We start from the raw sequence: 12,293 nt of genomic DNA, 5'->3' as shown, positions 1-12,293 counted from the left end.
CGGCCAATTCATAATGTTGACTTATGATTGCCTGGGCAATAGTATCACTTGCAACTAATTAATTGCCTGGGCAACCATCATGAAAAGTACCAGCGACCTGTTTAATGAAATGATCCCGTTGGGCCGCTTGATCCAGATGGTTAACCAGAAAAAAGATCGCCTGCTCAACGACTACCTCTCACCCATGGATATTACCGCGACCCAGTTTCGCGTGCTCTGTTCCATTCGTTGCGAGGTATGTATTACCCCCGTTGAGCTGAAAACCGTGCTTTCCGTCGACCCGGGCGCGATGACGCGTATGCTCGACCGCCTGGCGTGCAAAGGCTGGATTGAACGGTTACCCAACCCCGCTGACAAGCGCGGCGTGCTGGTGCAGTTGACACCGGACGGCGCAGCCCTTTGCGAGCAGTGTCATCAGGTTGTGGGTCAGAAGTTACACCAGGAGTTAACAAAAAATCTGTCGGCGGACGAAGTCGTCGCGCTTGAGCAACTACTCAAGAAGGTCCTGCCGTAAAATAAGAAGAGGTAAGATGATGTCCAGACGTAATAATGACGCCATCACTATCCATAGTATTTTGTCGTGGATCGAGGATAACCTGGAATCGCCCCTGTCGCTGGAAAAAGTGTCTGAGCGTTCAGGTTACTCCAAGTGGCACCTGCAACGAATGTTTAAGAAAGAGACCGGCCATTCCCTCGGCCAGTACATCCGCAGCCGCAAGCTGACGGAGATTGCGCAAAAGCTCAAGCAGAGCAATGAGCCCATTTTGTACCTGGCGGAACGCTACGGTTTCGAGTCGCAGCAGACCCTGACGCGAACGTTTAAGAACTATTTCGATGTTCCGCCCCACAAGTATCGCATAACGAATGTACCTGGCGAATCCCGCTATCTGCATCCGCTAAATAACTGATGTTAATCGCCTGTATTATCAAAGACGTATTGAGGAAATCATGAAATTATTCGCTACCGCAGCTATCGTACTCCTGTCGCTGGTCTCCAGCCTCAGCTATGCGGAGCAAAACACCACGCCGGTGCGTCAAAACCAGCGTGATACAATGATTATCCCTTCGGAACATAACGATTCGCCATTTGATTTCAATCATATGGCGGCTGGCAGTGATAAATCCGACGAACTGGGCGTGCCGTACTACCAGCAGCACGACCTGTGATGCCATTACACGCATAATTGTGTAGCCCCTTCTTCGGGGCTTTTTTTTTATCCGCGCGCTATACCCGGCCGCACCAGACGTAAGCCGAAGACGTTAATATAGAGCCCGGCCATAATCAGTACCGCCCCGGTGAGCTGCAGCCCGCTCAGCGTCTCCCCCAGAAGCAGCGCAGCGCTGGCCATCCCCACCACCGGCACCAGCAGCGACAGCGGCGCCACCCGCCAGGTCTCATAGCGCCCCAGCAGCGATCCCCAGATACCATAGCCGACGATAGTGGCGATAAACGCCAGATAGAGCAGCGACAGTATCGTCAGCAGATCGATGTGTTGCAGACTCGCCAGCATGGTCTGCGGGCCATCAATCAGCCATGAGGCCAGCATAAACGGCAGCACCGGGATCAACGCGCTCCACACCACCAGCGACATAATGGGCGGCCGGGCGGCATGCGACATGATTTTCTTGTTGAAGATATTACCGCAGGCCCAGCTGAGCGCTGCCGCCAGGGTCAGCATAAAGCCCACCAGCGGCACATGCTCCCCGCCGAGGCTGCCCTCCACCAGCACCAGCACGCCAAAGATCGCCAGCGCGATCCCCGCCAGCTGCTTGCCCTGCAGACGTTCGCCAAAGACGAAGGCGCCGAGAATAATGGTAAAGAAGGCTTGCGCCTGCAGTACCAGCGAAGCCAGCCCGGCAGGCATACCCAGGCCAATAGCGCAGAACAGAAAGGCAAACTGACCAAAGCTAATGGTCAGGCCATAACCCAGCAGCAGGCGCAGCGGGATGGCAGGCCGGGACACAAACAGCAGCGCCGGGAAGGCGACCAACATAAAGCGCAGCCCCGCCAGCATCAGCGGCGGCATATTGTGTAATCCCAGCTTAATCACCACAAAGTTAAGCCCCCACACCACCACTACCAGCAGCGCCAGCAGTCCATCTTTCCTCGTCATACCCTGCCTCTGTCGTTATTAGAATTTTTGTGAACAAAATCAAAGTAACCAAAAAGCGGCCGCCAGGATAGATCATTATTTTTGGCAGGCCAGGAAGTGCGCCCGGCGACCGGGCTGACCTGTACAAGGCGTAATGAGCATGTTATTTGTGATCGAAGACATAAAATTATAACAACATGACAGGCAAGGAAATCATGATCACCACTCTCAGGCGCTCCACCATCGCGCTGCTGGCATCGTCGTTACTGCTAACTATTGGCCGCGGGGCCACACTGCCGTTTATGACTATCTACCTCACCCGACGTTATCAGCTGGATGTCGATGTGATTGGCTACGCGTTGTCGCTGGCGCTGGTGGTCGGCGTGCTGTTCAGTATGGGCTTTGGCATCCTCGCGGATAAGTTCGACAAAAAGCGCTATATGGTGTGGTCAGTGCTGGTGTTTATTCTGGGATTTAGCGCGATACCGCTGGTCAATAACGCTATCCTGGTGGTGATCTTCTTTGCGTTGATCAACTGCGCCTACTCGGTGTTTTCCACCGTGCTAAAAGCCTGGTTCGCCGACCGGCTGACGCCGGAGAAAAAAGCGCGTATCTTCTCGCTGAACTATACCATCCTCAATATCGGCTGGACCGTCGGGCCGCCCATCGGCACGCTGCTGGTGATGCACAGCATCAATTTGCCGTTCTGGCTGGCGGCCGCCTGCGCCGCCTTTCCACTGGTGTTTATTCAGCTGTTTCTCCAGCGGGATGTGGCCGCGGCCCAGCCGGGTGATGCCGCCTGGTCTCCCTCAGTGTTGCTGCATGACCGGGCGCTGCTGTGGTTTACCTGCTCCGGGCTGCTGGCCTCCTTCGTCAGCGGCGCTTTCGCCTCCTGTCTCTCGCAGTATGTACTGGTGGTCGCCAGCAGTGACTTCGCCGAGAAAGTGGTGGCCGTCGTGCTCCCGGTTAACGCCGCGGTGGTGGTCGCTTTGCAGTACGCGGTTGGCCGACGACTGAGCGCCAGAAATATTCGCCCGCTGATGACCTTCGGCACCGTCTGCTTTGTTATCGGCCTCGTGGGCTTTATGTTCTCTGGCGCCAGCCTGTGGGCGTGGGGGATCTCGGCGGCGATCTTCACCCTCGGGGAAGTGATTTATGCCCCCGGGGAGTATATGCTGATTGACCATATTGCCCCGTCGGGGATGAAGGCCAGTTACTTCTCCGCCCAGTCGCTGGGGTGGCTGGGCGCGGCATTCAACCCGATGTTCACCGGGATGATCCTCACCCATCTGCCGCACTGGTCGCTTTTTGTCATTCTTATCGTGGCGATTATCGCCGCCTGGCTGATGATTTTCCGCGGGATGAATGCCCGTCCCTGGCAGCCGGATTGTCCGCTGGCCAACGCCTGACGCCAGCTGGCATGCGGCTGTCGGGTTGATGTCGGGCCGTTGTCGGGTCGCTGTCGTGGTGGCTGGCGGCCCGGTTCACCATACTCCATCACAGGTTTACATCCGCAGAACGTCATGGAGCATACGAATATGAACAGCAACAATCAGGTCAAACAATTACGGCTACAGCGCGCCTGGTCCCAGGAGCAGCTGGCCGAAATGGCGGGTCTCAGCGTCCGCACGATCCAGCGCATTGAGAATGGCGAACGCCCGGGGCTGGAGACCCTCAGCGCCCTCGCCGCGGTCTTTGAGGTCACGGTGGCCGAGATCGGCGGCGAAGCCTCGCGGGAGGGCGCGCCGGGCCCGGAAGCCTCGCTGGATCTGCGCATAGAGGAAGCCAAAGCGCGGGTGCATCAGGAGAGCCGCTTTTTCCGTTCGCTGTCGGTGGCGCTGGTGGTTTGCGTGCTGCTGGCGGTGCTCAACCGCTTCACTAATCCACAGGACTACTGGTCCGGCTGGGTCGCCCTGATCTGGGGCGCCCTGCTGGTGGTGAGAGGATTACGCCTGTTCGTGTTCGGCGAATGGATCAAAAACTGGCGCCAGGCGCGCCTGCAGCGGCTGTTGCGCAAATAGCCCGCAAACCGGCGGCGCGCACGCCGCCGGCCTGGTCAGATGGTCACCATGGCGCGCACGCCGTCGCGCTCCATATCACCGCCCTTGCCCTGCTGGACGATGGCGCCGCGCGACATCACCAGGTAGTGGTCCGCCAGCCCGGCGGCAAAGTCATAGAACTGTTCCACCAGCAGGATCGCCATATCCCCGCGGCTCGCCAGCTGGCGGATCACCTCGCCAATCTCTTTGATAACCGAAGGCTGGATCCCCTCGGTGGGTTCATCAAGGATCAGCAGCTGCGGACGGCTGGCCAGCGCGCGGCCAATCGCCAGCTGCTGCTGCTGACCGCCGGATAAGTCACCGCCCCGCCGCTGCTTCATGGTCTTGAGCACCGGGAAAAGCTGGTAGATCTCCTCCGGCACCTGCTGCGCTTCGCGGGCGGGAAAGCGCGACAGCCCCATCAGCAGGTTTTCTTCCACCGTCAGGCGCGGAAATATCTCGCGCCCCTGGGGGACGTAGGCGACCCCGGCCTGCACCCGCTGGTGCGGTTTGCGATGGGTGATGTTCTGATCCTGCCAGCGTACCTCACCGCTGCGCGCCGGGATCAGCCCCATCAGGCATTTCAGCAGCGTGGTCTTACCGACGCCATTGCGCCCCAGCAGGCAGGTGACTTCGCCCTGGCGGGCGGAAAAATCCACCCCGCGCAAAATATGGCTGCCGCCGTAGTATTGATGTAGCTGACTCACCTGTAACATTGGCGCTCCTTAACGTCCCAGATAAACTTCAATGACCTGCTCATTGGCCTGCACCTCCCGCAGCGATCCCTCCGCCAGCACCTGGCCCTGATGCAGGACCGTCACCCGGTCGGCGATGGTCTCGACAAATCCCATGTCGTGCTCCACCACCATCAGGGAGTGCTGTCCAGCCAGGGTACGAAACAGCTCCGCCGTATACTCCGTTTCCGCATCGGTCATGCCGGCCGCTGGCTCATCAAGCAGCAGCAGATGCGGCTCCTGCACCAGCAGCATGCCGATCTCAAGAAACTGTTTCTGACCATGGGACAGCAGACCGGCCTGGCGGTAGCGCTCACCATCGAGACGCAGCAGGCGCAGCACCTCATTCAGCCGATCGTCCTGTTCGCTGCTCAGCCGGGCGCGCAGGCTGGCCCACACCGATTTATCTCCCTTCATCGCCAGGGCGAGATTTTCCGCCACCGTCAGCGCTTCGAAGACCGTCGGCTTCTGAAACTTGCGCCCGATGCCCTGGCGGGCGATGGCCACCGGGTCAAGGGTGGTCAGATCCACCGACTGGTCATAGAGCGCTTTGCCGCTTTGCGGCCGGGTCTTGCCGGTGATCACGTCCATCAGGGTAGTCTTGCCCGCCCCGTTGGGGCCGATCACACAGCGCAGTTCGCCGACGCCTATCGCCAGCGACAGATCCGTCAGCGCCCGGAAACCGTCAAAGCTGACGTTGATGTTCTCCAGCTGCAGCACCGGATCGGTTTGTTCGCGAAAACGATCTCCGGGCAGCTGACGGGTAAACAGTCCTTCATCCGGTTGCATTAGCGGTCTCCTCGACGCAGCAGGCCCATCACCCCGCGGGGTAAAAACAGGGTCACGATGATGAAGATGAGGCCCAGAAACAGCTGCCAGTACTCTGGCATCGCCACGGTGAAAATGCTTTTCGCGCCGTTGACCAGCCCGGCGCCAAGCACCGGGCCGATCAGCGTGCCGCGCCCGCCGAGCGCCACCCAGATGGCGGCCTCGATGGAGTTGGTCGGCGACATTTCGCTGGGGTTGATGATCCCGACCTGCGGGACATATAACGCCCCCGCCAGACCGCAGAGCACCGCCGACAGCGTCCATACCAGCAGCTTGAAGCCGCGCGGGTCGTACCCGCAGAACATCAGCCGGTTTTCGGCGTCACGTACCGCGGTGAGGATCCGGCCAAACTTACTCTGCGCCAGCGCCGAGCCCAGCCACAGGGTCAGTAACAGCAGCAAAACCGTAGCCATAAACAGGGTGGCGCGGGTGCCGGTGGCGGTGACCGGAAAACCCAGCAGCGTGGTAAAACCGGTGAAGCCGTTGTTGCCGCCAAACCCGGTCTCGTTGCGAAAGAACAGCAGCATACCGGCATAGGTCAGGGCCTGGGTCATGATCGAGAAATAGACCCCTTTGATCTTCGAGCGAAAGGCAAACCAGCCGAAAACCAGAGCCAGCAGACCAGGAACCAGCACCACCAGCGCCATCGCCCAGGCGAAATGCTGCGTGCCCCACCAGAACCAGGGCAGCTCGCTCCAGGAGAGAAAAGACATAAACGCCGGCAGACCGTCGCCCGCCGCCTGGCGCATCAGGTACATCCCCATGGCGTACCCGCCGAGGGCAAAGAAAATGCCGTGCCCCAGCGACAGCATGCCCGCATAGCCCCAGACCAGATCCAGCGCCACCGCCACAATGGCGTAGCAGAGGATTTTGCCGCTCAGCGTCAGCAGCCAGCTCGGCACCGCCAGCGGATGCGAGGCCGGCAGCAGCGCCAGAAATGGCATACTCAGCAGCCCCAGCACCAGCAGGATCCCCAGCCAGCGCAGAGGCCGCGGCGCGCGCTGCGCCAGCGTTAAGGTGATTGGTTGGCTCATCAGTCAATAACCCTCCCTTTCAGCGCGAACAGACCCTGCGGGCGTTTCTGAATAAACAGAATAATCATCACCAGGATCAGGATCTTGCCCAGCACCGCGCCCATTTGGGGTTCGAGAATTTTGTTGAAAATGCCCAGCCCAAAGGCCGCCGCCACGCTGCCGGCCAGCTGGCCGACGCCGCCCAGCACCACCACCAGAAACGAGTCGATAATGTATCCCTGACCCAGTTCAGGCCCGACGTTGCCAAGCTGCGACAGCGCCACGCCGCCCAGCCCGGCAATACCGGAGCCGAGGCCAAAGGCCAGCATATCCACCCGCCCGGTAGGCACGCCGCAGCAGGCGGCCATCGCCCGGTTCTGCGTCACGGCGCGGACGTTCATCCCCAGACGTGTGCGGTTCAGGATGAGCCAGGTAAAGGACAGTACCAGCAGGACGAACGCCAGCACCGCCAGCCGGTTCCACGGCAGGATCAGGTTCGGGAGGACCTGCACGCCGCCGGAGAGCCAGGCCGGGTTTGCCACCTCCACGTTCTGCGCGCCAAACAGCATCCTCACCAGCTGGATAAGCATCAGGCTGATCCCCCAGGTGGCGAGCAGCGTTTCCAGCGGCCGACCATACAGATGACGAATAATGGTGCGCTCCAGCGCCATGCCGATCCCGGCGGTCACCAGAAACGCCACCGGCAGCGCGACCAGCGGATAAAAGGCCAGCCATTGCGGCTCGAGCTGCGCCAGCGCCTGCTGTACCAGCCAGCAGCTGTAGGCGCCGATCATTAACATCTCGCCGTGGGCCATGTTAATCACCCCCAGCAGGCCATAGGTGATCGCCAGCCCCAGCGCGGCCAGCAGCAGCACCGATCCCAGCGACAGCCCCATAAAGGCCTGGCCCAGCAGATCGCCGAGCAGCAAACGATGTTTGATCTTTTGCAGGCTGTCGCTGGCCGCCTCGCGCACCGCCGCATCCGGCTCATGCTGGGCATCGGTAAAGGGGATCAGCAGCGCCTGGGTCTCCGGGTCCGCCGAATGGCCGAGTAGCGTCACGGCGGCCAGCCGCGCGCTGGCCTCAGGCTGAGTGAGCTGCAGGCGCGCCAGCGCCACCTCCAGCAGGCCCCGCACATTTTCATCGGTTTCCGCCTGCAGCCGCTGTTGCAGCAGCGCGGCCATGGCCGGGGTCGCTTCCCGCTGAAGCGTGCGCGCGGCGGAAGCCCTCTCCGTGACGTTGTCACTTAATATAAGATGGCTGGCCAGCGCGCCAGCAGCCAGATTGCGTAGCCGGTTGGTCAGACGGACCGGTCGGGTTTCGCCCTGCGGCGCAGCGGCAGCGCCCAAGGGCTGTAATCCGCCCTGTCGGGTACGGAAAGCATGTTTTCCGTCGTCCATCACCAGGCTCTCGGTGGTCAACGCCCGCAGCAGCGGCAGACGATCCGCCTGTGGTGCTGCCGCCCACTGGGTCAACAGCTGCGCCTGCTGGCTGCGGCTGGCGGCAACGAAGTCGTCCGCCTCCGCGGCCTGCGCCCGCCACGGCAGCAGGATCAGCAGTAGCGCCAACACACTCATGAGACGCAATGCGTTCATGTCGTTCTCCTCTGGTCAGCGGCCGACGGGCGCTATGCTCCAGCCCCGCCGGCCCTGGCGCTTACTGGCTGACAGTTTTCACCGGATGGTCAGGTTTCTTATCGTTACCGGGGATCCACGGACTCCACGGCTGCGCGCGGACGGGTTTATCGGTCTGCCAGACCACGTTGAACTGACCGTTACCTTCAATTTCACCGATCATCACCGGCTTATGCAGATGATGGTTGGTGGCATCCATGGTCAGGGTAAAACCGGACGGCGCGTTGAAGGTCTGCCCGGCCATCGCCTCGCGTACTTTGTCAACATCGGTGGTGCCCGCTTTGGTCACCGCCTGCGCCCACATATGCAGACCCACCCAGGTCGCTTCCATCGGATCGTTGGTCACGACCGTATCGGCATTCGGCAGCTTGTGCGCTTTGGCGTACGCGCGATAGTCGGCGACGAAGGCTTTGTTGGTCGGATTATCGACGGACTCAAAGTAGTTCCATGCCGCGAGGTTGCCGACCAGCGGTTTAGTATCGATGCCGCGCAGCTCCTCTTCCCCTACCGAGAAGGCCACCACCGGCACATCGGTCGCTTTCAGACCCTGGTTAGCCAGCTCTTTGTAGAACGGCACGTTGGAATCGCCATTGATGGTGGAGACCACTGCCGTTTTGCCACCGGCGGAGAATTTTTTGATATTGGCGACGATAGTCTGGTAATCGCTGTAGCCGAACGGGGTGTAGACCTCCTCGATATCTTTGTCCTGGATCCCTTTGGCATGCAGGAAGGCGCGGAGGATCTTGTTGGTGGTGCGCGGATAGACGTAGTCCGTCCCCAGCAGGAAGAAACGTTTGGCGCCGCCGCCATCCTCACTTAGCAGGTATTCCACCGCCGGGATAGCCTGCTGGTTAGGCGCCGCGCCGGTATAGAAGACGTTGGGGGACATCTCTTCCCCTTCATACTGCACCGGGTAGAACAGCAGGCCGTTCAGCTCCTCAAACACCGGCAGCACCGATTTACGTGAGACCGATGTCCAGCAGCCAAACACCACCGCCACTTTATCCTGGGCCAGCAGCTGGCGCGCCTTCTCGGCAAACAGCGGCCAGTTGGAGGCCGGGTCGACCACCACCGGCTCCAGCTTCTTGCCCAGTACCCCGCCTTTGGCGTTGATGTCGTCGATGGCCATCAGCGCGACGTCCTTCAGCGGCGTTTCGGAAATCGCCATCGTCCCGGAGAGCGAATGCATGATCCCGACTTTGATGGTGTCGGCGGCATAGGCCTGGAATGAGAGACCCATAGCCATAACAGAGGCGGAGAGTGCAAAAGCTTTTAATAACGTTCTACGTTGCATGATTCACTCCTGAGTAGCGCAAAAATAAAGAATTAACAGCTAACCAGAGGTGATAAGGCAAAAACGGTGCCAGGTTGTGAAAACAGCAGGATGCGGGACAGGTGGGCGGCGTCGACGGGAGGGACGGCAGCGTTGCCTCATCACGGTGCAACGCTGCGCTAAGAAAGTCATTACCAGACGTCGGCGGCGATCGACGTCACCAGACGGACTTTTTGCCACTGCTGGTCTTCGCTGAGGGCATTGCCCTCTTCAGTGGAGGCAAAACCGCACTGCGGGCTCAGGCAGATCTGCTCGAGCGGCACGTACTGCGCCGCCTCGGCGAGACGCGCTTTTACCCCCTGCGGATTTTCCAGCTCGCCATTTTTGGTGGTGATCAGCCCGAGGACCACCTGCTGATGGCCGGGACGAATAAAGCGCAGCGGCGCGAAATCCCCGGAGCGGTCGTTGTCGTACTCCAGGAAGAAGGCATCGACATTGACGCCGCCAAACAGCACCTCGGCAACCGGCTCGTAACCGCCTTCCGAGATCCAGGTTGAACGGAAGTTACCCCGGCAGACGTGCAGGCCCACCGTCAGATCGGCCGGCTTACCTTCCAGCGCCTGGTTCAGCACCCGGGCATAAATGTGCGCCAGCGCATCCGGATCGTCGCCGCGTTCGCGTACCTGCTGACGCTGGGCATCGGAGCACAGATAGGCCCACACGGTATCGTCCAGCTGCAGATAGCGGCAGCCGGCGTCATAAAACGCGCGGATCGCGTCGCGCCAGGTGGTGGCCAGATCGTCGAAGTAGTCGCTAAGATCCGGGTAGACTGTGGCATCAATATCTTTCCGCCCGCCGCGGAAGTGCAGCACGCTCGGGCTGGGAATGGTCATCTTCGGCTGCGCGTCGCCGCTGATGCTTTTCAGATAGCGGAAGTCTTCCAGCATCGGGTGATCGCCGAAGGCCAGCTTGCCGGTGACGCGAACGCCGTGCGCTTTGGTCTGCACGCCGTTGAACTGGATCCCCTGTTCGGCATCGTAACGTTCAACGCCCTGCAGGCCATCGAAGAAATCGAAATGCCACCATGCGCGACGAAACTCACCGTCGGTGACCACATGCAGGCCGCAGTCGCACTGCTGCTGGACCAGATGACGGATCGCGTTATTCTCAATCTCGCGTAGCTGACCGGCGTCGATAATCCCCTCAGCCAGCTGCTGACGCGCCTGTTTAATGCTGTCCGGGCGTAAAAAACTGCCGACGATATCTGCGCGGAACGGGGCCTGTTGACGTTGCATGCTGTCTCCTTAGCGGTGGGCGCGTTAGTTGCCCACCGTGATAGTTCATTATTTGAATTTTTAGACTTCTGGATGGCTATATGTCCAGATACTGGCATGCAGGTTGGCGGGTCGCAAACGAGAATATTTCATGGTACATGAAAAAAATTCATTCAGCGTCGGCGAACGCAAATCCTTCATCCTCCCAGCCGGTGAGCCCGCCGAGCATCATTTTCACCGGCCGTCCCAGCTCGGCCAGCTTCAGCGCGGCCATATCGGCGCCGTTGCAGTGCGGCCCGGCACAGTAGACCACAAACACGGTATCTGTCGGCCAGGCCGCCATTCTCCCGGCGGTGATCTCCCGGTGCGGGAGATGCAGCGCGCCAGGCAGGTGACGCCTGGCGAAGGCTTCCTCGCTGCCAACCACGTGCAGCAGGACAAAGTCGACCTCGCCGGCACGCTGGGCGCTGTGCACATCGGCGCAGTCGGTTTCAAGATGCAGCTTATGGCGAAACCAGCGGATAGCCTCAGCGGAAGCGGCGGGGGTAAATTGGGTTACTACACTCATGGCGTCTTCTCCTTGTCTGTGATAACACTACTTTACTGACGCCCATCACCCTGATCTGCCGGCAACCATGACAGAAAACGCTAACATCCTGACAACCCCTTCTGTGACACCGTCACGTCATCAGGTGATCGCCCTCGCCTACGATGGACTCTGCACCTTTGAGTTTGGCGTAGCCGTGGAGATCTTCGGCCTGCCGCGCCCGGAAATGGGCGGCAACTGGTACCAGTTCGCGGTCGCCGCCGTCGATGAAGGTCCGCTGCGCGCCACCGGCGGCATCCGCCTGATGACTGACGGCGGGCCTGAACTTCTCGCCCAGGCGGATACGATTGTGGTCCCCGGCTGGCGCGGCATCGACGCCCCGGTCCCGGAGGCGCTGTGCGCCGCTCTCGTTGCCGCCCACGCCCGCGGATGCCGGATTATTTCCATCTGTTCCGGGGTGTTCGTTCTCGCCGCCGCCGGGCTGCTCAATGGCCGCCAGGCAACCACCCACTGGCGCTACACCGCGGCGCTGCAGTCCCGTTTTCCACAGATCCAGGTGGTGGAAGATGTGCTTTACGTGGGCGATGATTTGCTGATGACGTCCGCGGGCAGCGCGGCGGGGATCGACCTTTGTCTGCACCTGGTGCGCAAGGATTTCGGCAGCGAAGCAGCCAACGTCGTCGCCCGCCGCCTGGTGGTCTCTCCCCATCGCGACGGCGGTCAGGCGCAGCAGGTCCTGCGCCCGGTAGCCCGCAGCCGGGAGAGCCAGCGCCTTGGGCAGCTGTTTGACTATCTGCACCAGCATCTTGCCGCCAGCCATACCGTCGCTTCCCTCGCCCAGCGCACCGGCATGGGACC

Annotated in this window: 14 protein-coding genes; 6 read left to right on the top strand and 8 right to left on the bottom strand. The window is 60.6% G+C overall.

Annotation, left to right across the window (positions count from 1 at the left end; all coding sequences use genetic code 11):
- Nucleotides 1–79 precede the first annotated feature (79 nt).
- The 3 genes from marR to marB are packed head-to-tail and all read left to right on the top strand — an operon-like array spanning nt 80 to nt 1,167.
- Complete coding sequence (gene marR, locus CWM53_RS18240) at nt 80–514, top strand: multiple antibiotic resistance transcriptional regulator MarR (RefSeq protein WP_008804963.1); 435 nt, start codon at nt 80–82, stop codon at nt 512–514.
- 19 nt (nt 515–533) lie between these two features.
- Entirely contained in the window at nt 534–908 is a 375-nt protein-coding gene (marA, locus tag CWM53_RS18235) for an MDR efflux pump AcrAB transcriptional activator MarA (RefSeq protein WP_002904397.1), read from the top strand.
- Nucleotides 909–948: 40 nt separating this feature from the next.
- The gene (gene marB, locus CWM53_RS18230; protein ID WP_038422522.1) at nt 949–1,167 is read left to right on the top strand and encodes a multiple antibiotic resistance protein MarB; all 219 of its coding nucleotides are present in this window, start codon (nt 949–951) and stop codon (nt 1,165–1,167) included.
- A gap of 47 nt (nt 1,168–1,214) precedes the next feature.
- Here the strand turns inward: marB and eamA are convergent, their stop codons facing one another.
- Nucleotides 1,215–2,114 (bottom strand): O-acetylserine/cysteine exporter, encoded by a 900-nt coding sequence (eamA, locus tag CWM53_RS18225; RefSeq protein ID WP_061154654.1) that lies wholly within the window; start codon nt 2,112–2,114, stop codon nt 1,215–1,217.
- 194 nt (nt 2,115–2,308) lie between these two features.
- On the opposite strand from eamA, the gene ydeE reads away from it, so the two are divergent.
- Together ydeE and CWM53_RS18215 are read left to right on the top strand one after the other, a co-directional pair.
- Nucleotides 2,309–3,502, top strand: coding sequence for an efflux MFS transporter YdeE (gene ydeE, locus CWM53_RS18220; protein WP_100729885.1), 1,194 nt, complete (start codon nt 2,309–2,311; stop codon nt 3,500–3,502).
- 129 nt (nt 3,503–3,631) lie between these two features.
- Nucleotides 3,632–4,114, top strand: a complete 483-nt coding sequence (locus tag CWM53_RS18215) for a helix-turn-helix domain-containing protein (RefSeq protein WP_023297587.1) — start codon at nt 3,632–3,634, stop codon at nt 4,112–4,114.
- Nucleotides 4,115–4,149: 35 nt separating this feature from the next.
- Here CWM53_RS18215 and urtE read toward each other — a convergent pair whose 3' ends face one another.
- The 7 genes from urtE to CWM53_RS18180 all read right to left on the bottom strand — a co-directional run bounded on the left by urtE (nt 4,150) and on the right by CWM53_RS18180 (nt 11,456).
- Complete coding sequence (gene urtE / locus CWM53_RS18210; protein WP_016160988.1) at nt 4,150–4,848, bottom strand: urea ABC transporter ATP-binding subunit UrtE; 699 nt, start codon at nt 4,846–4,848, stop codon at nt 4,150–4,152.
- Between the two features lie 9 nt (nt 4,849–4,857).
- Nucleotides 4,858–5,655: an urea ABC transporter ATP-binding protein UrtD gene (gene urtD / locus CWM53_RS18205; protein ID WP_002904321.1), complete on the bottom strand. Its 798-nt coding sequence runs from the start codon at nt 5,653–5,655 to the stop codon at nt 4,858–4,860.
- Nucleotides 5,655–6,728, bottom strand: coding sequence for an urea ABC transporter permease subunit UrtC (gene urtC / locus CWM53_RS18200; protein WP_008804969.1), 1,074 nt, complete (start codon nt 6,726–6,728; stop codon nt 5,655–5,657). Before urtC ends, urtD begins: the two co-directional genes overlap by 1 nt.
- Nucleotides 6,728–8,302, bottom strand: coding sequence for an urea ABC transporter permease subunit UrtB (gene urtB / locus CWM53_RS18195; protein ID WP_100729884.1), 1,575 nt, complete (start codon nt 8,300–8,302; stop codon nt 6,728–6,730). Before urtB ends, urtC begins: the two co-directional genes overlap by 1 nt.
- Before the next feature lie 61 nt (nt 8,303–8,363).
- On the bottom strand, nt 8,364–9,635 hold the full coding sequence (gene urtA, locus CWM53_RS18190) for an urea ABC transporter substrate-binding protein (RefSeq protein ID WP_012968272.1): 1,272 nt from the start codon (nt 9,633–9,635) through the stop codon (nt 8,364–8,366).
- Between the two features lie 170 nt (nt 9,636–9,805).
- Entirely contained in the window at nt 9,806–10,909 is a 1,104-nt protein-coding gene (locus CWM53_RS18185; RefSeq protein WP_074385918.1) for a cobalamin-independent methionine synthase II family protein, read from the bottom strand.
- 148 nt (nt 10,910–11,057) lie between these two features.
- Complete coding sequence (locus tag CWM53_RS18180) at nt 11,058–11,456, bottom strand: rhodanese-like domain-containing protein (protein ID WP_074385919.1); 399 nt, start codon at nt 11,454–11,456, stop codon at nt 11,058–11,060.
- Between the two features lie 67 nt (nt 11,457–11,523).
- Here CWM53_RS18180 and ftrA point away from each other — a divergent pair.
- Nucleotides 11,524–12,293 (top strand): transcriptional regulator FtrA (gene ftrA / locus CWM53_RS18175; RefSeq protein WP_100750821.1); only part of this gene is annotated, 770 nt, incomplete at its 3' end.

Origin of the sequence: Klebsiella sp. A-Nf5 (genome assembly GCF_002810545.1) — a bacterium.
Taxonomy (GTDB): Bacteria; Pseudomonadota; Gammaproteobacteria; order Enterobacterales; family Enterobacteriaceae; genus Klebsiella; species Klebsiella variicola.
This window is presented reverse-complemented; position numbering and strand designations above follow the sequence as displayed.

Coding starts and splice junctions, on each gene's coding strand:
- marR (WP_008804963.1), top strand. CDS start 80: ATGAAAAGTACCAGCGACCTGTTTAATGAAATGATCCCGTTGGGCCGC.
- marA (WP_002904397.1), top strand. CDS start 534: ATGTCCAGACGTAATAATGACGCCATCACTATCCATAGTATTTTGTCG.
- marB (WP_038422522.1), top strand. CDS start 949: ATGAAATTATTCGCTACCGCAGCTATCGTACTCCTGTCGCTGGTCTCC.
- eamA (WP_061154654.1), bottom strand. CDS start 2,114: ATGACGAGGAAAGATGGACTGCTGGCGCTGCTGGTAGTGGTGGTGTGG.
- ydeE (WP_100729885.1), top strand. CDS start 2,309: ATGATCACCACTCTCAGGCGCTCCACCATCGCGCTGCTGGCATCGTCG.
- CWM53_RS18215 (WP_023297587.1), top strand. CDS start 3,632: ATGAACAGCAACAATCAGGTCAAACAATTACGGCTACAGCGCGCCTGG.
- urtE (WP_016160988.1), bottom strand. CDS start 4,848: ATGTTACAGGTGAGTCAGCTACATCAATACTACGGCGGCAGCCATATT.
- urtD (WP_002904321.1), bottom strand. CDS start 5,655: ATGCAACCGGATGAAGGACTGTTTACCCGTCAGCTGCCCGGAGATCGT.
- urtC (WP_008804969.1), bottom strand. CDS start 6,728: ATGAGCCAACCAATCACCTTAACGCTGGCGCAGCGCGCGCCGCGGCCT.
- urtB (WP_100729884.1), bottom strand. CDS start 8,302: ATGAACGCATTGCGTCTCATGAGTGTGTTGGCGCTACTGCTGATCCTG.
- urtA (WP_012968272.1), bottom strand. CDS start 9,635: ATGCAACGTAGAACGTTATTAAAAGCTTTTGCACTCTCCGCCTCTGTT.
- CWM53_RS18185 (WP_074385918.1), bottom strand. CDS start 10,909: ATGCAACGTCAACAGGCCCCGTTCCGCGCAGATATCGTCGGCAGTTTT.
- CWM53_RS18180 (WP_074385919.1), bottom strand. CDS start 11,456: ATGAGTGTAGTAACCCAATTTACCCCCGCCGCTTCCGCTGAGGCTATC.